The sequence below is a fragment of the Microbulbifer agarilyticus genome (assembly GCF_001999945.1).
In the GTDB taxonomy this organism is placed as follows: Bacteria; Pseudomonadota; Gammaproteobacteria; order Pseudomonadales; family Cellvibrionaceae; genus Microbulbifer; species Microbulbifer agarilyticus_A.
The window spans coordinates 1,484,936-1,508,120 of sequence record NZ_CP019650.1; the positions used below are offsets into that span (position 1 = coordinate 1,484,936).

General features: G+C 56.2%; 14 protein-coding genes. 7 read left to right on the plus strand and 7 right to left on the minus strand.

The annotated features are described in order from the left end of the window. Positions 1-46 precede the first annotated feature (46 nt). The gene (locus Mag101_RS05880) at positions 47-1,855 is read right to left on the minus strand and encodes a carbohydrate-binding protein (protein WP_077402114.1); all 1,809 of its coding nucleotides are present in this window, start codon (positions 1,853-1,855) and stop codon (positions 47-49) included. A 180-nt stretch (positions 1,856-2,035) separates the two neighbouring features. On the opposite strand from Mag101_RS05880, the gene Mag101_RS05885 reads away from it, so the two are divergent. From Mag101_RS05885 to Mag101_RS05915, 7 genes are all read left to right on the plus strand, one after another. Then, entirely contained in the window at positions 2,036-3,391 is a 1,356-nt protein-coding gene (locus Mag101_RS05885; RefSeq protein ID WP_077402117.1) for an MFS transporter, read from the plus strand. A 40-nt stretch (positions 3,392-3,431) separates the two neighbouring features. Beyond that, positions 3,432-5,789, plus strand: coding sequence for a beta-galactosidase (locus Mag101_RS05890; RefSeq protein ID WP_232325157.1), 2,358 nt, complete (start codon positions 3,432-3,434; stop codon positions 5,787-5,789). After that, entirely contained in the window at positions 5,786-8,665 is a 2,880-nt protein-coding gene (locus Mag101_RS05895; RefSeq protein WP_077402120.1) for an SMP-30/gluconolactonase/LRE family protein, read from the plus strand. The genes Mag101_RS05890 and Mag101_RS05895 overlap by 4 nt, the downstream gene beginning before the upstream one ends. Positions 8,666-8,831: 166 nt before the next feature. Then, positions 8,832-11,279, plus strand: coding sequence for a glycoside hydrolase family 2 TIM barrel-domain containing protein (locus tag Mag101_RS05900; protein WP_077402123.1), 2,448 nt, complete (start codon positions 8,832-8,834; stop codon positions 11,277-11,279). Positions 11,280-11,328: 49 nt separating this feature from the next. Next, entirely contained in the window at positions 11,329-12,240 is a 912-nt protein-coding gene (locus tag Mag101_RS05905; RefSeq protein WP_077402126.1) for an SMP-30/gluconolactonase/LRE family protein, read from the plus strand. A gap of 65 nt (positions 12,241-12,305) precedes the next feature. Further along, complete coding sequence (katG, locus tag Mag101_RS05910; RefSeq protein ID WP_077402129.1) at positions 12,306-14,486, plus strand: catalase/peroxidase HPI; 2,181 nt, start codon at positions 12,306-12,308, stop codon at positions 14,484-14,486. A 177-nt stretch (positions 14,487-14,663) separates the two neighbouring features. Next, positions 14,664-15,632, plus strand: coding sequence for a DUF4862 family protein (locus Mag101_RS05915; RefSeq protein ID WP_077402132.1), 969 nt, complete (start codon positions 14,664-14,666; stop codon positions 15,630-15,632). A 77-nt stretch (positions 15,633-15,709) separates the two neighbouring features. On the opposite strand, the gene Mag101_RS05920 is transcribed toward Mag101_RS05915, so the two are convergent. From Mag101_RS05920 to Mag101_RS05945, 6 genes are all read right to left on the minus strand, one after another. Continuing rightward, positions 15,710-17,044 (minus strand): serine hydrolase domain-containing protein, encoded by a 1,335-nt coding sequence (locus Mag101_RS05920; RefSeq protein WP_077402135.1) that lies wholly within the window; start codon positions 17,042-17,044, stop codon positions 15,710-15,712. A 44-nt stretch (positions 17,045-17,088) separates the two neighbouring features. Continuing rightward, positions 17,089-18,546 carry an aldehyde dehydrogenase family protein gene (locus tag Mag101_RS05925; protein ID WP_077402138.1) on the minus strand — a complete coding sequence of 486 codons (1,458 nt, stop codon included), beginning with the start codon at positions 18,544-18,546 and terminating at the stop codon, positions 17,089-17,091. Between the two features lie 73 nt (positions 18,547-18,619). Continuing rightward, positions 18,620-19,462 (minus strand): enoyl-CoA hydratase/isomerase family protein, encoded by an 843-nt coding sequence (locus tag Mag101_RS05930; RefSeq protein ID WP_077402141.1) that lies wholly within the window; start codon positions 19,460-19,462, stop codon positions 18,620-18,622. Beyond that, on the minus strand, positions 19,455-20,642 hold the full coding sequence (locus Mag101_RS05935; RefSeq protein WP_077402144.1) for a CaiB/BaiF CoA transferase family protein: 1,188 nt from the start codon (positions 20,640-20,642) through the stop codon (positions 19,455-19,457). Before Mag101_RS05935 ends, Mag101_RS05930 begins: the two co-directional genes overlap by 8 nt. Continuing rightward, positions 20,639-21,877 (minus strand): CaiB/BaiF CoA transferase family protein, encoded by a 1,239-nt coding sequence (locus Mag101_RS05940; RefSeq protein WP_077402146.1) that lies wholly within the window; start codon positions 21,875-21,877, stop codon positions 20,639-20,641. Before Mag101_RS05940 ends, Mag101_RS05935 begins: the two co-directional genes overlap by 4 nt. A gap of 3 nt (positions 21,878-21,880) precedes the next feature. Beyond that, complete coding sequence (locus Mag101_RS05945; RefSeq protein ID WP_077402149.1) at positions 21,881-23,059, minus strand: ABC transporter substrate-binding protein; 1,179 nt, start codon at positions 23,057-23,059, stop codon at positions 21,881-21,883. Positions 23,060-23,185: the final 126 nt, after the last annotated feature.

Genomic DNA, 23,185 nt, shown 5'->3' on the forward strand with positions numbered 1-23,185 from the left:
AAAAAGGGGGCCACTGGCCCCCTTTTTTAGTTTGTATGACTGGTGATCAGTTGCTCAGCACGAACTTGTCCAGGTTCCACTGCCAGTCGTTACTGCCGACACCGTGCAGGCGCACCTGATGCGTACCTGCCTCCAAGTAGACGCTGCCACCGTCTAGTGGCTGGAAGTTGTCCCAGCCCTGGTTAGGTACAGGCGTTGCCGTTTTACTATTCCAGCTACCACCTTCGTTCACCAGAAACTCGATGCTGCCACCGGTTACGCCGCTACCCACGTGATAGGTAATGGCATAGGTGCCTGCGTCGGCAACATTGATGGTGTAGTCGGCAAAGTCACCGGCATTCACGTAGTTGATTGCGGTGCTGCCATTGGTGGTGTAAACGCTGATGGGCTGCGCTTGCCCGTCGGCATAGGTGCCGCCGACAGAAGCGAAGCTTTCCGCTTCCACGGTGATGGTGGCACCAGTCGCTGGTGGCGGCGGTGGTGTGTTGTCATCCTCGGTTTTGGTAAAGCGTATTTCATCGCCGTTCCACTGCCAGGCACTGCCACCAGCGCTTTGTACACGGATGGTGTGGTTGCCTGCTGAAGCAATATAAATCGTGCTCGGCAGGGTAAATGTGTTGTACAGCTCCCAGTCACCGGTACTGCTCAGGGGAATGGTACCTACGTAGCTGCCGTCCACCTGCACATCCGCTGCGATGCCGGAAGTGGTGGGGGAGGCGGCGAGCAATTCCACGTTGTAGTTACCCGCTTCCGGGAAGTTTACGGTGTAGTCGCCCCAATCCCCGAGGGTGTTGTAGTTGATGTTGTCGCCATTGGCGTTGAAACCAGCAACGGTGTCGCCGGCAACGGCCGCGCCTGCTTTACCGGTAGCGGAGAAGCTGCCCATTTCAACGCGAATGGTTTCGCCGCTTCCCGGGTTGCCCCCATTACCTGGATCACCGCCATTGCCTGGGTCGCCGCCCCCGTTGTTGTCTGCCACTGGCTTGTAGAAGCGTACCCAGTCCACCAGGAACTTGTTGCGGCTTGGGTCAGCTAGCTCTTCATCGGTGGGTGGCAAGGTTCCCTGCGCATCGCGCCAGGGCTGGTGCTCCGCATCAAAGATGACCTGCATCGGCTTGCTGAGGCCATTGCCGTTGGTGTAGCCATAGGGGTCAATCATTTCAACACCGGAGACGGTGCGCACGTGCTCACCATTTACGTAGTACTCCAGTGTCCACGGATCGATCCAGTAAACGCCAATACGGAAAAACTGGTCACGCCAGTGGCCGCCATCGGGGTTCGGATACCAGCTCCCCGCATCTTTCGGCTGGTAGTCCTGAAACGGCTCGCGGATAAATACGTGATGGCTGAGGTGCAGGCGTTCGTCAAACCAGGTCTCGCTGGGGCGGTCACTGCCGTAGGACTCCAGTACATCGATCTCTTCTGTGGAATCCGAGCTCAGCAGCCAGAACGCATTGGCCAGCGTGAGGTTGGTGATTTTTACCCGCGCTTCCATAAACAGCGGATAGGTCATGCTCTCCTTGGAGTGGATGGCGCCTGTATGCACCTTGATGGTACCGGGCTTGCGGCTGGCCTTGATGACCAGGTTACCGCCTTCCACATAGGAGTTGGGGGCGTAGTACTCGGTTTCACCCGGGCCTAGCCAGGGGTTGATAAAGCCTTCGCTCCAGCGCTCAAAAAAGGTCGCACTCTTGCCGACGGGTGGTGCGGCGTAGTTGAAATCGTCAGAAAGGCTGTGGAGTTCCCAGGTATTTCCGGCTCCGGCATCGGCGGGAACGGGAATATTGTCCCAGTCCGCAGCCAGCGCGGAGGATGACAGCGCAAGGGCCGCCAAAGTGAGAGAGGTGGTTTTCATCGCGTCTCCTTGTGCCCCCGGTTTGAGGGGCGGTTATTGTTATGCTGAGGAGAGTAATGTAAATTGTTAACAATTGTAAGGGGCGACCTTGTTCTCGTGATGGTGTAGCCAGCGATTGCTCGATCACGTCACAAAATAATAAGAGTGCTGATAAGCGCATTAACAAGAGTAACCAGGCAAATGAGCGGCGGGACCAAAGGACGGAGCGGCAGTGCTAGCGTAAAGAGCGGCAAGTTTGGTGTGCTCGCACTGATTTTCATCAGTGTGGTGATCAACTATATGGACCGTACCAATATTTCGGTTGCGGCCAATGCGATCTCACAGGACCTGGAGCTCTCTCCGGTACAAATGGGGATTATTTTTTCGGCGTTCGCCTGGACCTATTCCATCATGCAGATTCCCGGCGGCATGATCGTGGATGCTGTGCGTGTACGGATCCTGTACCCCTTTATCCTGATCGCCTGGTCGTTGGCGACGGTTGTGCAGGGGTTGGTTAGCTCCCTCGCGGCCCTGGTGGGCTGCCGCATGGCGATCGGGCTGTTTGAAGCGCCCTCGTATCCTGCGAACAATAAAATTGTTACCCATTGGTTCCCTGAGCGTGAGCGCGCCAGCGCTATTGCCGTGTATACCTCTGGGCAATTTATTGGATTGGCCTTTCTGATGCCCGTGCTGGCGGTGATTCAGGAGTGGTTTGGTTGGCGTGGCCTGTTTATCGTATCGGGCCTTATCGGCATCGTGTGGGCGGTGGTTTGGTATTTCCTGTATCGCGAATCGGGAGATTCCCAAGGCGTCGTCAAAGAGCGGGAAGAGGATGCCGGGCAAGCAGAAACCCATTCAGCGGCGGCGAAACCTGTACGCGCGGCCCCGCAACAGGCGACAATTAATTGGCAGAGCCTGCGCCTGGCGTTTTCTAACCGCAAACTGTGGGGAATTTACATCGGCCAGTTTTGCCTTGGCAGTACCCTGATTTTCTTTTTAACCTGGTTTCCTACCTATCTCGCCGAGTACCGCGGTATGGGTGACCTCAAGACAGGATTTCTTGCTTCCATTCCTTTTCTCGCTGCTTTTTGCGGTGTCTTGCTCTCCGGCTTCACCTCCGATTGGCTGGTGCGGCGCGGGTTCTCCAATGAATTTTCACGTAAAACCCCGGTCATCATCGGGCTTATGCTCTCCTGCTCGATGATTGGGGCAAATTATGTGGAGTCTACGGCAGCGGTGACATTTTTCCTCTCTCTTGCCTTTTTTGGCAATGGCCTTGCCTCTATCACCTGGGTATTTGTCTCCTTGATTGCGCCCAAAAATATGGTCGGCCTGGTAGGCGGTTGTTTTAATTTTGTTGGTGGATTGTCCGCCGTAATTATCCCGGTCGCAATCGGGGCGCTCGCACACGATGGTGATTTTCGTCCTGCCCTGGCATTGATTGGTGCGCTTGCCGTGGTGGGGCTTTGTTCCTATTTGTTTCTCGTTGGAAAAATCGAGCAAATTACGCTGCACGCAGGTGAAGAAGGCTCCGCGGTCGAGCCACAGGCTGCGTAAACACACCATATTTTCATAATCATTCAGGTGGGGACTCACAATGCGGTATCGAATCTTGTTGCTGGCTTTTACTTGCTTTGCGGGAGCGCTGGTAGCTGCCTGTGGCGAGCGTTTGGATGGCCAGCAGCAGACCAGTGCGGCGCAATTGGATAAGCGCCCGATTGGCGAAGCCTTATGGGATTTCGAAGAGACTACCGTACCTCCAGAGATCAAATTGCATAACGCGGTGGCCACGTTGGTTGGAGGCAGAACTGACAAGAGTGGGCAGGCACTGAATATCAAGCTGCAAACGGAAAACCACTACACCGCTGGCTTTTCCTTTTCACCCCAATCGCCATGGGATTGGAGTGAGCTGGGTACATTTGCATTTGCACTGGATATCGCCAATCAACAGCCATCTTCCGTGCATTTTTATGTGAAAGCCCACGATCAACAGGGTAAGACCCATAACCGCAGTTTTGTCGTGCCAGAACGCTCGGATAACACCTACTTCTTTGAGCTGAAAGGTCCGGATCTTGGGGTAGAGACCGGCATCCGGTCCAACCCGCCTTCGTGGGATAGTGAGTACCAAGACATTATCTTTCGCTACGGCGCGAAAGATTTGGATGTGAGCGCAATTGCGCGTATTGAATTCAACGTTGTCGGAGTGCTGGAAGACAAAGAGATTCGCATCGACAATGTTCGTTTGATTCAACCGCAATCTTTGGATCAGGACTACCTGAAAGGTTTGGTCGATGCCTTCGGGCAAAGTGCCAAGCGCGAATTTACAGGCAAGGTAGATTCGGTTGTAACTTTGCGCGAGCAAGCTGAGGAAGAAGGAACCATCCTGCGTAAGCAACCACTGGAGGGGCGCTCTCGCTTCGGTGGTTGGACCCAGGGACCAAAGCTTGATGCCACCGGCTTCTTTCGCGCACAAAAGGTCGATGGAAAATGGACGCTGGTGGACCCAGAAGGCTATCCCTTTTTCTCTACCGGTATCGCCAATGTGCGTCTGGCCAATACCTCCACCATTACCGGTTACGACTTTGACCAGGGTGCGGTTCCCCAACGTGCGCCCGGTGATTTAACCCCTGAAGATTCCCTGGGGCTTAACCCAGTGCCGGACGCTGCGCTTCCTTCGCGCCATATCAGTTCTTCCCTGCGCGCAGAAATGTTCACCTGGCTACCGGATTACGGCGATCCACTGGGCGAGAACTTTGGCTATCGCCGGGAAGTGCATACCGGCGCGATTCCGCGCGGTGAGACCTTCAGCTTCTATCGCGCAAATCTACAGCGCAAGTACCAGGTTGCCGACAACGAACAGCTGATGGCGAAATGGCGCGAAGTCACCATTGATCGCATGCTCAGTTGGGGCTTTACGTCTTTTGGTAACTGGATTGATTCCGATTACTACCAGATGGATCGCATTCCCTATTTTGCCAATGGCTGGATTATCGGCAACTTCAAGACCGTCAGTAGTGGCAATGATTACTGGAGTCCACTGCCCGATCCTTTCGATCCATTGTTTAAGGAGCGCGCATTCATTACGGCCAAGCAGGTCGCAAGGGAAGTGCAGGGCAGCCCCTGGTGCGTTGGGGTTTTTATCGATAATGAAAAGAGCTGGGGCCAGGAAGGTTCTACCGAAACCCGCTTTGGTATCGTCATCAACACCCTGTCGCGGGATGCTGTCGAGAGTCCGACCAAAGCCGAATTCGTGCGGTTGATGCGGGAGAAATATACCTCCATAGAACAGCTCAACAGCGCGTGGGATACCCAGGTCTCTTCCTGGGAGCAGTTTTCTGGCGGCGTGGCATTGGCGAGTTTTAACCCTGCGATGGTGGAGGACTTTTCCGCACTGCTTGAACACTACACCGGCCAGTACTTCAAAGTAGTGCGTGCAGCAGTGAAGCACTTTATGCCCAATCACTTGTACCTGGGCGCGCGCTTTGCAGATTGGGGCATGACCCCGGAGGTGCGTCGCGCTGCAGCCAAACATGCCGATGTTGTGAGCTACAACTACTACAAGGAAGGCGTTAGCGACAAGTTCTGGTATTTCCTTGAGACATTGGACAAGCCGAGCATCATCGGTGAGTTTCACAATGGCGCACTGGATTCCGGTTTACTCAACCCCGGTTTGATTCACGCGAGTTCGCAAGCGGATCGAGGGAAGAAGTACACCGAGTACATGCACAGTGTGATCGACAACCCCTGGTTTGTGGGAGCCCACTGGTTCCAGTACATCGACTCCCCGCTGACCGGCCGCGCATACGATGGGGAGAACTACAACGTGGGTTTTGTGAGCGTTACCGATACGCCGTACGCGCCCTTGGTTGATGCCGTTACCCGCGTGAACAAAAGCCTTTACCAGCGTCGCTTTACCAGTGGCAAACAAGCTGTCGAAGAGGGTGGAACCCCGTGAGTAAAGCGTTGCCAGTCATTGCAGTACTTGCCGGGTGGATATTGCCAATCACCGCTAGTGCGGGTGGCTCTGCAGAAATTTTTGACCCGCAAGTATTGTCACTACTGGATCCCAAAGCGGAAGTAGAGGTCGTCAGCGAGGGCTATGCGTGGGCGGAAGGGCCTGTGTGGGTGCCGCCGGCATCTCGAGTTAGCCGGGGGCAGGGGGCGCGCGGAACCAGTATAGAGGGAAGCACGAACACCGCAGCCACCGGCTATTTGCTGTTTTCGGATATTCCCACACATCGTGTGTACCGTTATGTCCCGGGCGAGGGGGCAAGCGTTTATCTCGAAGACAGCGGTTACTCCAACGGCCTGTTACTGGACCGGGACAATAGCTTGTTGCTCCTGCAGTCCCGATCGCGGCGCGTGGCCAAACTCACTGCGCCGCTCGACACACCACAACCAAGGTATACAACGCTCGCCGAGTCATTTGAAGGCCAGCGCCTGAATAGCCCGAACGATGGTGTGCTGCACCACACCGGCATCCTCTACTTTACCGACCCGCCATACGGGTTGCCCGCACAACTGGAAGACCCGGCCAAGGAACTGGATTTCCAGGGTATTTATGCGCTTGCGCCATCCGGGGAACTGACCTTGCTGGATGACAGCATCCATCTGCCCAATGGCATCGCACTTTCTCCCGATCAACGCCGCTTATATGTTGCGGCTTCCGATCCCAATACACCGGCGTGGTACCTGTATGAGCTTGACGCCCACGGCGTGCGGGGTCCGCGTCGCGTATTCCACAAACTGGATAGTAAAGGCCTTGGCGCCCATGGAAGCGGTTTGCCGGATGGGTTGAAGGTACACAGTTCCGGTACGGTGTTTGCCACCGGCCCCGGTGGTGTGTGGGTGCTGGATGAGGAGGGGAAGCACCTCGCTACTATCCCGACACCGAGTGTTGCGGCTAACCTGGCATTTAATGCCGACGAATCGGCAATCTATATCACTGCGCACAAAACCCTGTTGCGCTACCAACTGCGATCCCAACCCGTGCGCTTCACGGATGTTTCCGCAGCCCGCGGCCTGTTTACAGAACCCACGTGGAAATATGGCGGTCCCGCGGTTGCCGACTTGAATGGAGACGGGCGCTACGAGCTGCTTCTGGGTAACCACGATAAGGTCCCTGCACAGCTTGTTTGGGCCACCGGTGAGAATCACTATGCATTGGATCCAGCACCCTTGATGCGTTGGGATGTCCACGGCATTGCCGCTGGTGACTACGACCTGGATGGTGACCAGGATGTAGTGGTCGCACTCGGTGGTGGCAACGGCAGTAGCCCCCAGCCACCACGAATTTTAAAAAACAACGATGGGAGTTTTGTTGATATCACCGAAGGCAGTGGTATCGAGCACATGGGCGCGCGGGGCCGCTCTGTGCGTTGGATCGACATGGATCTCGATGGTGACCTGGATCTGTTGCAGATCAACGCGATGATGATTCCCGGAGAAACAGGACCGCGCAATATCCTGTTCGAAAATATCGGCCAGGACCAATTTCGCTACCGCAGCCATCCGCAGTTCGAATCACTCGACGCCGAACGCGTACTGGTTACCGATTTTAATGGCGACAATGTGAGTGACCTGATCACCTTCGCACCGCTTGGCTTATGGGCAGGGGACGGTGAATTTGGGTTTGAAGATGTCACAGGTGAGTGGTTGCCGAAATCGGTGGAGCAGGACTTTGTGATGGCGGTGGCAGAGGCAGACATCGACAACGATGGTGACCTTGATTATTACCTTGCCCGCGGTAAAACCTATTATCAAATTGCCAACAATGCCATCGCCTTCGATGCGCGGTCACGGCGATTGGACTTGCGCGATGAAGGTAATAGCGGGCACGACGGTATTAGCTTCACCGCGGATGGGGAGCTCCAGCTCAATCATTTTTTCCACTGGCACCGCGGTGTAAAGGTGACACTGCCCGTGTACCTCGGTGAAGCAGGGGTGGCACTGGACACACCGGCAGGTGCTGACCGGGTTTCGGTGAGCCGGGAACAGGCTATAGGTTTCCCGGCGGACCTAAAGAAAAACGGCTGGTATCTGGGCCACATGGGCGACGGCCAATGGCGGCTTGAGTGGCGCCTCAATGACAACCTGGCGTGGGACCTTCGCGCTAGTATTCACGGGGTAACTTCCGTAACACCGGATTGGCAGCCCCAGGAGCTCGGAGTCCCAGACTTGCTGTTGCGCAATGAGGGAGACCGGTTTAGCGATGCAAGCCAGCTGCTGCCGGTGCAAACCACCGATAATAATTGGGGTGTGGCAACCGGTGACTTCGATAACGATGGCTTTGAAGACTTTTTCGTATATCGGTTTGGCGCGCTGCACCAGCGCAAGGTTGATTTGCTACTGCGCAATCGCCAAGGCAAGGACTTTGGGCTGCAATTAATGCATGGCGCCACTGCCGTGCCGCAGTCAGGGCATGGCGATATGGGGGCCGCGTTCGACTACGACCTCGACGGAGATGTCGACCTGCTGAGTGGCGACGACGATCAGGGTCGCTGGCACTTGTTTGAAAACCAGCTAAAAGATGCATCCCCCGCGACTGACTTTTTATTGGTCAACGTAGGTTATTCACCAAAGGGGGCGGATGCTTCTGCGGCAACCGTGCGCCTGACAGTTACCCACGGGGAAACTGAACTCACCCGACTCAAGCGCGTTGGTTCCGGCAGTGCCACGCACTCGCAAAGCCAGCTGAATCTTGTGCACTTTGGTCTCGGCCAGGGAATGCTGCCGACTCGTCTGGAAGTGTTATGGCGAGACGGTTCCCAGCAGCAACTTGAACATCCCATACCTGGTTCCACCATTGCTCTTGGCGAACGCCGCCAGTGAGCTTCCGCCAGATATTATTGCAGGAAATACCGTGAAAACTTCAGTCTCTATTCCGTCGTTTGTTCTTGTTACATCGGTCCTTTTTTTGTGCGGCCTAGTATCAACCGCGCTCGCTAACCCTTCTACATCGAGTAGCACTTCAAACCATGGAGGAGAGGTTGGGCCTGTGCGCTCCACCGATTTTAATTTCGGTTGGAAGTTCAAGCTGGAAGACAGTAGCGACTTTAGGCGCGCTGATTACGATGATAGTGGATGGCGAGCGCTGCGCTTGCCACACGACTGGAGTATCGAACAGGATTTTGACCCATCGCTAGATGGCGCCACTGCATATTTACCCGGAGGCATTGGCTGGTACCGGAAGTCTTTCGTTACCCCGAAAAGCGCAGATAAGAAACGCTCTTTTCTGTATTTTGATGGCATTTATAACCATTCAGAAATTTGGCTGAATGGGACCCGCGTCGGTGGCCGCATCAACGGCTATACCCCGTTTTACATTGATATCACTGATCATCTGCTTGATCCGGGTAAGCAGAACCTAGTGGCCGTGCGCGTCGACCGCAGTCGCTACATCGATAGCCGCTGGTACCCCGGTGCAGGTATTTATCGCGATGTGAAGCTGGTTTCCGTGGACCCATTGCATATCCCCATATGGGGGGTATTTATCAAAACACCAGTAGTCACGGAAGAGCGTGCCGAAGTAACACTGGATGTTGAGGTTGCCAACCAGCGCGATGAATCTGCGCAATTTACCATTCACTCGGTGATTCTGGATGGGCAGGGACGTGAGGTCGCAAGAGCGGATTCCAGTAGCAAACTTGCGGCGGATCAATCTGGCACCTTCATGCAGGCTTTGTCGATTAAGTCGCCCAATCTTTGGAGCCCTGACACACCCAACCTGTATCGTGCGCAAACCACGATCTCGTTGGGTGATGTGGTAGTGGACCGCCTGGAAACGCGCTTTGGCGTGCGCGAAATTCGTTTTGATCCAAATGCCGGCTTTTACCTGAATGGTGTGAACACTGAAATCAAAGGCGTAAACCTGCACCACGATGCCGGAGCTGTCGGTGTCGCGGTGCCAAAAGACGTCTGGCGGCGCAGGCTGGAAAGTTTGAAGCGGGCGGGTACCAATGCCATCCGCACCGCACACAACCCGGCCTCTCAGGAATTTCTCGACCTGTGTGACGAAATGGGTTTTCTGGTCCAGGCCGAAATTTTTGATGAATGGGATAACCCCAAGGACAAGCGGCTCAACCAATGGGAGCGCCATGACGACCGGATCAGCCGGGGATACGCCGACTATTTCCAGCAGGAAGCTGAATCCGACCTCAAGCTTTCGGTAAAGCGCGATCGCAACCACCCTTCGGTGATTATGTGGAGTATTGGCAACGAGATCGAGTGGACCTACCCGCGTTACAAGGATGCCACCGGATACTTCGACATGAACGCATCCGGCAATTACTTCTACAACCCGCCGTTTATCACCGAGCAGGAAATCAAGGATCGTTTTCACGGCAGCGAAGCCGGGCAATACGTGTTGGCGAAAACGGCGGCCAAACTCTCGGGCTGGGTTAAGGAACTCGACACCAGCCGTCCTGTAACCGCGAACCTGATTCTGCCTTCGGTGAGTCATATCTCCGGTTACACCGATGCGCTGGATATTGTCGGTTACAGCTACCGTCGCGTGATCTATGACTATGGGCACGAGAAGTACCCCGAGAAAATGATCATGGGTACCGAAAATGTGGTGCAGTGGCACGAGTGGAAGGCCATCGAGGAACGCGACTTTATTCCCGGCACGTTCTTATGGACCGGTACCGACTACCTGGGCGAAGCCCATGGCGCTTGGCCGCGCAAGGCGGTGCGCAGTGGCCTGCTGGACCTTGCAGGTTTTGAGGCCCCCGCCTATGACCTGTACCGCACCCTGTGGAATCCAGCTCCCTATGTGGCAATCACTTCCCAGACGGAAGAAAAATCCCTGTATCGCCGCGATACCGACGGCAAGGTGGTAGAAAAAACGCCGGGTGCCTGGGAGCAGCGTGTGTGGGGGTGGCAGGATGTTAACCGACATTGGAATTACGCCAACGGCGAGCCAGTGATTGTCGAGGTGCTGAGCAACTGCCCGCAAGTAGAACTGTTCCTGAATGGAAGCTCGCTGGGCGCTCGGGCTCTTGCTGACAACCCTGACCGTCTCCTCAAGTGGGCAGTTCCGTTTGCCGGGGGCAAACTATCCGCCCGCGGTATCGATGGTTGTGCAGCGACTTCTGAGGTACAGACGGCAACGCAACCGGTGTCTATCGAACTCTCCTTTGATCGCCACCTGCTGTCGGCAGATAAAGACAGTGTGGCGCATGTGGAAGCACAACTGGTGGATAACAAGGGCCGCCCGGTGCGGCATCTGGATGCGAATATTGAATTTGTGTTGCCGGAAGGGCTGGAACTGCTCGGTACCGACAACGGCCGTTCGGCGTATATGGAACGCTACAAAAGCGAACGCTTGCGGACCAGTGAAGGCCGGGCACTGCTGATTGTGCGTGCCGCTCAGCATTCGAAGCCTATTGCCCTGGATGATGAGGTAGTGTCGGCGAAGATAACCAGCCTGCTACAAACACCGTAATTTTTGCGCCGTGCAAGAGACAAGTAGTTTGAGAATTTGAGGAATACACGTGAGCGATCAACTGCTGAATTCAGCGACTAGGGAACAGGGCGGGGAAACTGTTGCCGCCGAGGTTTTCGATGAACGGATATGCAGCCTCGGCGAGGGTCCGCTGTGGCATCCAATGCGCAAGACCCTGTATTGGGTGGACCTGCTGAATAACAAGGTGTTGGCCAAGGGCCCCGATGGCACGCAAGCCTGGGATATGGGCGAAATGCCTTCTGCCATTGGCTGGGTGGATCGCGACCGTGCACTGGTTGCCTGCGAGAGTGGCCTGCACTTGATGGATTTAAATTCCGGTGAGAAGAGCCTGCTGTGCGAATTGGAACCTGATATGCCGGGCAATCGCAGCAACGATGGCCGCGCCGACCCCTGGGGTGGATTCTGGATCGGTACCATGGGCGTCAATGGTGAGCCGGACCAAGGGAACCTGTATCGCTGGTACAAAGGCGAACTGCGTCGCCTCGATTCAGGAATGACAGTACCCAATGGCATCTGCTTTGACCGCGAACGTTGTTATGGTTACTACGCAGACTCTGCAAAAAATACCGTTTACCGCGTACTGCTGAATACCGCTGATGGCTGGCCCATGGGTGAGCCCGAAGCTTTCCTGGACCTGAGTACACAGGAGCTGATTCCCGACGGCGCAGTAATGGATGGGCAGGGCAATATGTGGTCTTCACTGTGGGACAGCGCGCGCACCCAGTGCTTTGACCCGAGCGGCCGGGAAATCGCGGCGCTGGAAGCGCCAGTGATTCGCACCACTTGCCCGGCGTTTGGTGGCGAGGACTTTACCGATATGTATGTGACCACCGCTGCGGTTGGCTTGGAAGATCGCCCCGGAGCGGAAGTCGCCAACGGTGTCACGCTGGTCTACCGCAATGCGGTGCAGGGACAGCCTGAGCCCGCGGTTATTGTCTAGATCCAGTCTGTTACTCCTTGGCTATAGTTGAGCAAAGCCCTCAGACCGTCAATGGAGTGACGCACATGACAACAAGTAAATGTCCTTTTGGCCATGCGGCCGGTGGTGGTACGACAAATGAGGATTGGTGGCCGAATCATTTGCGGCTGGATATTCTCCGCCAGCATTCGGGCAAATCCAACCCGCTGGATAAGGACTTCGATTACGCCGAAGCATTCCAGCAGCTCGATTACGAGGCGGTAAAGAAAGACCTGCACGCGTTAATGACGGATTCGCAGGACTGGTGGCCGGCAGATTTCGGCCACTACGGACCTCTGTTTATTCGTATGGCATGGCACAGCGCCGGTACTTATCGGGTGCGTGATGGGCGCGGTGGCGCCAGCACTGGCAACCAGCGTTTCGCGCCACTGAATAGTTGGCCGGACAACGTCAACCTCGACAAGGCGCGTCGCCTGTTGTGGCCCATCAAGCAAAAATATGGTCGCAACATTTCCTGGGCAGACCTAATGATTCTCACCGGCAATGTGGCGTTGGAATCCATGGGTTTCAAAACTTTTGGTTTTGCCGGTGGCCGGGAGGATGTGTGGGAGTCGGAGAAAGATGTCTACTGGGGCGATGAGAAAGCCTGGTTGACAGACGCCCGCTACAGCGGCGATCGCAACCTGGAAAATCCATTGGCCGCAGTGGAGATGGGTTTGATTTATGTAAACCCCGAGGGTCCCAATGGCAATCCCGACCCGTTGGCTGCAGCCAAGGACATTCGCGACACCTTTGGCCGTATGGCAATGAATGACGAAGAGACGGTGGCGCTGATTGCCGGTGGCCACACATTTGGTAAAACCCACGGAGCCGGTGACGCTGCATTGGTTGGCCCCGAGCCGGAGGCCGCGGGACTGGAAGAGCAGGGGTTGGGTTGGCACAGCAGCTTTGGTTCGGGCAAAGGCGATGACACCATCACCAGTGGATTGGAAGTTATCTGGACCAGCACGCCCACCAAGTGGAGCAGCAACTACTTCTGGAATCTGTTTGGGTACGACTGGGAACTCACCAAAAGCCCGGCAGGCGCGCATCAGTGGCAGCCCAAGCATGGTGCGGGGGCCGACTCGGTGCCCGATGCCCACGACCCGAACAAACGCCATGCGCCCATGATGCTGACCACGGACATCGCGCTGCGCGCAGACCCGGATTACGAAAACATTTCCCGGCGCTTCTACGAACACCCCGACGAATTTGCCGATGCATTCGCCCGCGCCTGGTTTAAATTAACCCATCGCGATCTCGGGCCCAGAGCGCGCTACCTGGGTCCCGAAGTACCGGATGAAGCGCTAATTTGGCAGGACCCGGTACCGGCGGCAGACTACTCGCCTATTGACGACGGGGATGTTGCCGAGCTGAAAAAGAAAGTGCTGGCCTCCGGACTCGCCATTGGCGATCTGGTGAGTACCGCCTGGGCTTCCGCTTCGACCTTCCGTGGTTCTGACCGGCGCGGTGGGGCCAACGGAGCCCGTGTCCGCCTGGCACCGCAAAAGGATTGGGCGGTCAACAAACCGCAAATCCTTGCCAAAGTATTGGCGGCGCTGGAGTCAATTCAGACTGACTTCAATTCCGGCGCCAGTGGCGGCAAACAGGTTTCATTGGCGGACCTGATCGTGCTCGCCGGTTGCACCGCTATTGAGAAAGCGGCAGCGGATGCCGGGCATCCCGCCAGTGTTCCCTTTACCCCAGGTCGCACCGATGCCACTCAGGAACAAACAGAAGAGCACTCATTTGATGACCTCGAGCCCATCGCAGATGGCTTCCGTAATTACCTGCGGGGTGATATCGAGATTCCCGCAGAGCAGTTACTCATTGATCGCGCGCAGCTACTGACATTGTCGCCACCGGAGCTGGTGGTGCTGGTTGGTGGCATGCGGGTGCTCGGGACCAACTTTGATGACAGCCAGCACGGCGTATTCACAGATCGGGCGGGTGCCCTAACCAACGATTTCTTCGTCAACCTGCTGGACATGTCCACGGTCTGGGCACCCATGACCGAAGGTAATGGACTCTATCAGGGGGTAGCGCGGGATAGCGGCGAGCCCCGCTGGACCGGCACTCGAGTTGACCTGTTGTTTGGCTCCAATGCTGAGCTTCGCGCCCTCGCCGAGGTCTATGCCAGTGACGACGGGAGAAAGAAGTTTCAGCAGGACTTTATTGCCGCCTGGAACAAAGTCATGCAATTGGACCGATTTGACCTGCATCGTTAAGTAAACAGTTAAAGCGATCTATAAGCGAGTAACAGTCGGGTTAAATCGGTCAATGGGTGGGGTGGTGTTGGCAATGCCTTATTGAATGCGTGTTGTTTTATAGCGTCTGGATGATGAGTGAAGCGGTATACTGCCCGGGCTTTTATTCATCTAATTTTCCAGAGCCGCAGCATTCGTATGAAATATATACTAGGCGCTTATGCCACCGCCCCGGTAACCGACTCCTGGCAACCTGAAGTTCAGGAACAATACCTGAACCGTATTAAGCAGCTGGATAATGTGCGGGGGCTGGAACACCCGTTTACCGGCAGCTTGCACGGCCACGATGATGACTGGTTTTTGCGCAACATCGATCCCCAGTGGAATTACGTGTTTACCGGTGTACCGGGTGTGATGGGAAGCCTGGCTAAAAACCCGGCTTTTGGTATTGCGTCCGACGATGAGGATGGCCGTGCAGCCGGTATCGAGTTTTACCGGCAAATGCATGCTGCGGTGCTGAAGCTGAATGCCCACCTGGGGCGAAAAGCGGTGGACTATGTGCAGCTGCACACCAGCCCAAATCGCACCAAATCCAATTCTTCTACAGACTCGCTCAAGCGTTCCCTGCAAGAGATTGTTTCTTGGGATTGGGATGGTGCCGGTCTGGTGATCGAGCATTGCGATGCGTTTATTGATGGCTCTGAGCCGGAGAAAGGCTTCCTTACCCTGCAGGAAGAAATTGCAACCATCCAGGCAGTGAATACCGCGAGTGGTAGCAAGCTCGGCATTTCCATCAACTGGGGACGCTCGGCACTTGAGACTCGCAGTGTTGAGGGGCCACTGGAGCACCTGCGTCTCGCCCGCGAAGCGGGGCTGCTGCGTGGCCTGATGTTCTCTGGTATCTCCGATGTGGAAACGCCCTATGGCGTTTGGCGCGATACCCATATGCCGCCAGCAGAAATCTTTGCTGAAGGTTATTTCGCGGAGGGCTCCCTGCTGACCCGCGAACAAATGGCGCTCACCCTTGAGACCGCAGGTTGGCAAGACCTCGACTTTGTCGGTGCCAAACTCGGCGTACGCCCGAGAGATCTCGACGTCGATTCCCGTGTTGCGTACAACCGCGATTGCCTGAACGCCATCGACCTGCTCACGTCAGAAAACCGGTAACATCGAGCGGGCGCTTCCGAAGAGGAAGCGCAACGAAACCCCTGATCAAATCTTGTGTCGCGCGGCTCAAGATGTGTTCAGGGGTTTTCTTTTTTTGCCGTATAGATAAAACGGTGCAGGTCCGCCTCAAAGTCGATTCCCTCGTGGGGGAAAATATTGGTCATAAATACCACAACCAGTTCATCCACGGGATCTATCCAGAACTTGGTGTTGGCCGCTCCGCCCCAAAAATACTCCCCATTGTTGCCATAACCGTAACGCGCCTCCGCGTCGGTGAGCACGGCGAAGTTCAATCCAAACCCCCAGCCGGATGTCCAGAAGTGGCCGTCGATTCCTTCTGGTAGATGGTCCCGGGTCATCAGGGTAATGGTGTCTGGTTGCAGCAGGCGCACGCCATTCAGCGTGCCGCCGTTGGCGAGCATCTGGGCAAAGCGCCAGTAGTCCTCGGTAGTGCCGATAAGCCCGGCGCCGCCGGAATGAATGATCGGTACTTTTCGGTAGTCGTAGCAATCCTGTGGATCGCTACACGGAGCGAGTCCTTCTTTGGACGAGACATAAAGCTCGGCAAAGCGCGGTAGCTGTTCCGGCTGTAGCTGGAAGCTGGTATCTGTCATGCCCAGCGGTTCGAAGATGCGCTCGCGAAGGAAGGTATCAAACCGTTGCCCGGAAAGAACCTCCACCAGATAGCCCTGTACATCGGTGGCCACCGAGTATTCCCAGCGGGAGCCGGGGTCAAATACCAGTGGCAAGTCGGCAATGGTTGTGGACAGGGCTTTATTACCAGTGATACCGCGCCAAAGGTTTGCTTCCTTGTACGCCTTGTCGATAGCTTCCTTGCCGCTATAGCCGTAAGACAGCCCGGATGTATGCCGCATCAGGTCAAGAATGGTCATCGGTTGACTCGGGGCGGTAGAGATTATCTGCCCTTTTTCATCAATACGGCTAAATATGCGCGACCTTTTAAACTCCGGTAGATATTTTTCCACCGGGTCGTTCAGCTGAAACTTGCCTTCTTCCCACAGCATCATCATGGCCACGCCGGTAATCGGTTTGGTCATGCTGTACAGGCGGAAAATCGTATCGCGGCGCATGGCCTGCTGCGCCGCAATGTCCTGCGCACCGCCGGTACTAAAGTGAATCGGCTTTCCCTGGTGGGATACCAATAACGTGTAGCCGGAGATTTTTTGCTGCTTAATATATCCGGCCAGATGCTCGTCGGCCATATTCAGCGCTTCACTGGAAAAGCCATGATCCTCAGGCTTTTCCAGATGTGCCGACGGCGTAAGCGCATTCGAAAATTGGCAGAAAAATAGCAGCGCCGCACATATGTGCGGTGCTATCGCATATTTTTTGCTGGTTTGCGTCTTGGTAGTGCCTTTCACTGAAGCACTTTTTTCGAGCAAGCTTTCCATGGTCTAGCACATCTCCTTTGCGTGGCAGTTGGTGATGAATTGCGTTAGTTGCAGTTCAGATACACCGCGCGTTTTTGCAGGTATCCCTCGATGCCGTAGATACCATCTTCGCCGCCGATACCACTGCGCTTGTGGCCGGAATGGTAACCCTGGATGTAGCCGACAATTTGCTTGTTCACAAACACGGTGCCTACTTCCAGTCGGGCAATGCCATCCATAATGATGCGGTAGTCGTTGCTCCACAGGTAGCAGCTCAGGCCGTCGTTGCGACGGTTGGTGATGGCAACCGCTTCGTCAAAGGACGAAATTTTGACGATGGGCAATACCGGGCCAAAGATCTCTTCGCGGGCCGCCGCCATGTCTGCCGTCACCTCGGTGAGCACGGTGGGCTGGTACCAGTTGCCGTTTTCAAACTCGCTACCTTGTGGGCGGCCACCACCACATGCGACAGTCGCGCCGGCATTAATGGTTTCCTGCACAATGGATTCCACCCGGTCCAATCCCTGTGCGGTCACCGATGGACCCATGCTGGGGTTGTCCATGGGGTTGCCCACGGTGAGCGCTTTTACTTTCTCCAGTACCTTACGGGTAAATTCGTCAGCAACCTTTTCGTGTACCAGCACCAGTTCTGCACAGATACACACTTGTCCGCAGTTTGCGTAGCGTGAGATCACCACCGCATCCACGGCTTTGTCGATGTCGGCATCGTCCAGCACGATAAAGGACGCTTTCCCGCCCAGTTCCAGGGATACCGCGGTTACGTTTTCTGCCACCGCACGACAGATCGCCTGGCCCGCGCGGATACTGCCGGTGAGTGTCACCAGCTGGGTAATCGGGCTTTTTACCAGGTGTTCGCCAACCGCAATGCCGCTGCCGCTAATGATGTTGATCACACCTTTTGGAATGCCGGCTTCCTCGACAACCTTGGCAAACTCCATGGCGGTAATTGGTGTCGCCTCGTGGGGTTTGACGATCATGGTGTTACCGGTTACCAGCGCCGGGCCCACTTTGCGACCGATCAGTGCGAGCGGGTAGTTAAACGCGCACAGCCCGACGGTTACGCCGTAGGGTACCTTTTGAATCCACAGCTGTTCACTTGCGTTATCGGAGGGAAAGATATTACCTTCGATGCGGCGCGCAGCCTCTGCGGAGTAGGTCAGGTAATTCAGGGTGTCGTCGAACTCGCCGTAGGCTTCGTTCAGGGTTTTGCCCTGTTCCAGTACCAGCAGGCGGGCAAACAGGTCGCGCTTTGGTTGCAGTGCTTCAATCAGGCGAAACAGGTGGCGGCCGCGTTCGATTGCCGGCAACATTTTCCAGCTTTGCAGTGCAGCCTGAGAGGATGCCAGTGCAGCGTCTGCCTGTTCCAGAGTACAGTCGGGTACGCTGCTGAATACTTCGCCGGTCGCGGGGTTTTCCACCGACAGCTTTTGTGCGCTGTCGACCCAATTGCCGTCGATATAACACTGGTAATGGGTTTGCGCGGTTGAGCTCGATGTACTCATCATCTTCTCCTTGTATTTTTTATATCTGGGTCTGATCGATTGATTTGGGACTGATTGTCTCTACGGATTACGTTTATTGATTAAACACGGGCGAACGCTTTTCCAGAAAGGCTTGTAAGCCCTCTGCGGCATCGGGTGTTTCATAGAGCGCATCTGCCAACTCAGCTTCCAGCGCCAGCCCCTGGGCGAGTGGCAGTGAGCTGCCTTCACGCAAGGTGCGCTTGGTGGCGGCGATGGCGCGGCCCGGGCCGCGTGCAATTTCGTTCGCGAACTCACGCGTTCCCTCGGTCAGGGAGTCGCGGCTGTAGATACCGTCCAGCAAGCCCAGTTCTTGCGCCTGGCCCACCCCAAAAGTATCGCCGGTAAGCAGGAGTTCCATGGCTGCCCGTCGGCCAATACGGCGCACCAGACGCTGGGTGCCGCCATTGCCGGGGATCAATCCAAGCTTGATTTCCGGCAGACCAAACCGGTAGTTGCCCTCCGCCGCGAAGATAAAATCGCAGGCCATCGCGATTTCCAGACCGCCGCCGAGGCAGTGCCCGGAAATCTCGGCGATATAGACTTTACTGCTGTTTTCAATCGCATCCGCGTTGATCCGTGCGGCGGCAACCAGTGCGAGATTTTGTTGCACGCTATTACTCGCGAATACCTTGATGTCTGCGCCCGCACAAAAGAATTTTTCCAGCCCGCTTTTGATCACCACCACACGCACGCTATCGTCTTGCTCCAGAGTGCGAATGACCACGCCAATTTCCCGTAGAAATGCTTCGTAGTAGGCGTTTGCGGGGGCCAGGTTCAGTGAAATGTACGCAACACCTTCCGCAGATTTGGTGATTGCTACTCGAGCTGGCGTGGCCGTTGTCTTTACCGTTGTCTTTATCGTTGTCTCGCCGAGCGGTGTGTGACCTTCACTCATGGCTCATTCCTTTTAATGCGTTGTGGAAACTTTCTATTTCCCGGTTAATTGTTGCCTGGTGTTGCCCCAGTTGTGGCGCAGGTTGGCTGCCCCATAGGCATTGTTCATCAATCCGGATAGGGCAGCGGCTGGTGGTTAACGCGTTGCCCCCGGGCAAGGGAAGGGACTGCAACATGTCGAGGGTTTTGAACCCTTCGTGTGCCAGTAACTGCTCCCAATCGAGTACCTCGGCACACCAGATGTCTGCGGGCTCCAGCAGTGACAGCCAGTGCGCAGTGGTCTGGCAGGGCAGGTGGTCGGCGAGAATTTGCTTGATGGCATCGCGCTCTGCGAAGGCGAGTGCTGGATTGGAAAAGGGCAGTAATGCGGGGCAGTCGAGCAGGCGCGCGAGATCCTCGACCCGTCCCATCGACAGCGCTATATAGCCGTCTTTGGTGCGGTAAAACCCGTAGGCGCCGGCAACCAGCGCATGGGCGCCATTGACGGCCGCGCGCTCGATGGATTGCTCCGGGTCGTGCAATGCAATGGTGAGTGGTTCGAACTGAAAATCCAGCATCGCTTCCAGCATACTGATCTGCACATGGCTACCTTCGCCGGAAAACTCCCGTGCAAAGACGGCGGCGAGAATACCCTGTACCAGTTGCGCGCCGGTAAAGATGTCGGCAACGGGTACACCCATGGCGACGGGGCCGTCTGCCCGGCTGCCGGACAGCCAGGTGAGGCCGGAGAGTGCCTGTAGCAATAGATCCTGCCCGGGGCGCTCCGCCCACGGACCAACGAGGCCGTAGCCACTGATTTCCCCGTAGACGATTGCCGGGTTCAGGTTTTTTACGGATTGGTAATCGAGGCCCAGCCGTTGCATCACCCCGGGGCGGAAATTTGCGATGAGGATATCCGCCTGCTTAATCAGTGTATTCAGCGCATCCCGTTGGGTGGGGTCCTTCAGGTCCACACAAAAGCTTTCCTTGTCGCGGTTGATTGCGTGGAACAGCGTGGACTCACCTTCCAAAACACAATCCGACAGGTAGAGGTTGCGGCCGTCTTCACCGCGCTCCGGGCGTTCGATTTTGATTACCCGGGCGCCCAAGTCGGCTAGCCTCAGTGCGGCGGAGGGGCCTGATAGAAACTGGGAGAAGTCGAGTACGAGTAAGCCGTCAAGCGGTCGCTGCCGTTCGCTCATTGTGCAACCTCCTGCTTTGCCAGCAGTGTTTGCCGGATGTGTGCGGTATCGGCACCCAGTACCGGGGCAGCTCTGTGACTGGTAAAGCGCTGCCCGTTAATTTGTAGCGGGCAGCGGGTTGTTGTCACGGTGACTTCGTTGCCGTGCGCATTTTGCGCGGATCGCGAGACCTGTAGCTCCATGGCTACTGCCTTGAACGCGGGGTGCTGCAGCAGGGTGTCGTAGTCCACGACTTCTGATGCCCAGATGGCGGCGGCGTTGAGACGCTGCATCCAGTAGTCGGTTGACTGAGTGCGCAGGTGCTCTGCGAGTGTGGCCTTGATGGTATCGCGCTGACTGAAGGCTTCCTTGTCAATATCGTTTCGATTGAGCGCCGGGCACGCCAGTGCCTCTGCCAGTGGTCCCAGCGGCCCCATGGAAATTGCGATCCAGTGGTCTTTGGTCTGGTAGATTCCGTAAGGGGCGCCGAGGAATGTGTGGGCGTTGGCGATTTCACTGCGGCTTGGCGACTGTTGGCCGTTGTTCAGGTAGGTAGTAAGCCCTTCAAACTGAAAGTCGATCATGGACTCGAGCAGGCTTACCTGTACTTTTGCACCGGTATTTCCCGCTTCTATTCCTTCTGCTCCTTTGTTCACAGAGTAATTTCCAGAGTACTTTGTGGCGCGCTGCCGGCGCACCAGTGCGGCGAGAACACCTTGTGCCAGATGGGTACCGCACAGCATGTCGGCAATGGCGAGGCCCAGCGGCACCGGCCCTTGGTCACGATTGCCCGAGAGCCAGCCGAGTCCGGACACCGCTTGCGCCAGTAGGTCCTGGCCGGGCTTGTGTACCCAGGGACCTTCGTTGCCGTAACCGGATACTTCCCCATAAATAATGCGCGGGTTAATTGCCTGCACACTGGTGTAGTCGAGCCCGATTTTTTCCATTACCCCTGGACGGAAGTTGTGGGTCATCACATCCGCCTGACGGATCAGTTGGCGGACCGCCGCCAGGTCACCCGGGTTTTTCAGGTCTGCACAAAAGGACTCTTTATTGCGGTTGATGGTGTGGAACAGCAAGCTGTCACCATCCACCCATAAATCCTTGGTGGCGAGATTGCGGCAGGCATCGCCGCTGCCCGGGCGTTCTATTTTGATTACCCGCGCACCGAGGTCTGCCAGGCGCAGGCCCGCATAGGGGCCTGCCAGGTACTGGCTGAATTCGAGAACGGTGATGCCTTTGAGTGGTTGCGTCATGAATTAACCCTGACGAGATTTCACATACAGTGCATTGAGTTGGGCGAGCAGTGCGTTGGCGTCGCCGCCGTGCATCAGGTAGTTGCGAATAGGTGCGCCCGAGTTGTCCTGGAAGAACATATGCCCGTGGTAGCGCGGCCGCAGGAAGGCGCGGTCGAGCGTGGGCAGGGTGTTGGCGAAATAGTCGTTGGTGAGCTGGTTCGCCGGCTCGGCTTGCCAGGCGGCGCGGTGCCCTGGTTGGCCGCCGTACTGGATATAGAAAGACCCCTGGAAGTCCGGGTTGCCGGCAAACTCCACAAATTGTGCGGCCACTTCTGCGTGTTTGGTCTGGGCGGAAATTGCCAGGCCGGTGCCACCGAGGGTGGTTTTCAGGTGTTCTGCCTTGGGCCCTGCAGTGACCGTATCGCGGAATGCCAAGCGCTTGCGTGCATAACCCGGCTGCGCGTAATTCGCATAGCCATAAGCAAATGGGCAGTACGCGAAGTCGTCGCTGAGGGTCATTGCCTCGTAGACCTTGATCGGGTTCCAGTCGAAGCAGCGGCGGTCGAGGTTATCGGACAGGGCCTTCAGCATACCCAGCGCTTCCAGACCCACCGCACTACTGACCACTTCTTCTTCGCCCACACAGGGGTCTTCACCCATGGCCGAACACAACATGTAGAAGTTCATCAGGGTGTCTTGGGGAATGCTCGGCACAGCCACCAGGCCTTGCTCGGCCAGAGCCATTAAGTCTTCCCAGGTTTTTGGCTCGTCCAGCCCCTTCTGTTGCAGCAGGTCGGGACGCAGGGAAGCGACGGGCGTGGCGGCATCCAGGGCGAGGGCCCACTGCTGGCCGTCGTAGTTGTAGGAGTTATGGGACTGGCCCACGGCATTGTCTGCCTGATCCTGCAGGAAAGCGGCTGGCAGGTAATCATCCAAAGGCAGAATCACTTTTTCCCGTGCAGCAAACCCGGTCCAGGGGTGATCGATCACCAGCAGGTCGTAACGGCCAGCAAGGTCATCGATGGGGTGGTCGGCGAAAGCCTGCAGTGAGCGCTTGTCCCACTCGATGGTGACGTGCGGATTCAATTCTTCAAAGCGCTGGGCGGCCGCCACCATGGGGGTGAAACCCCGGGTGTGGTTCCAGGTCATACCGCGCAGAACAATTTGTTCCGGGCTGCTGTTGCTTGTGGAGCTGCTCATGATTTTCTCTCGGTAACTCCCGTCGGTGTTGGTCGACAGGTTGCGGGCTGTATTTGCCCGCTGGTTGGCGGCTCATCAGGATTTTTATATATGAAGTTATTGTTCAAGTATAAAAATCGTTTTTTG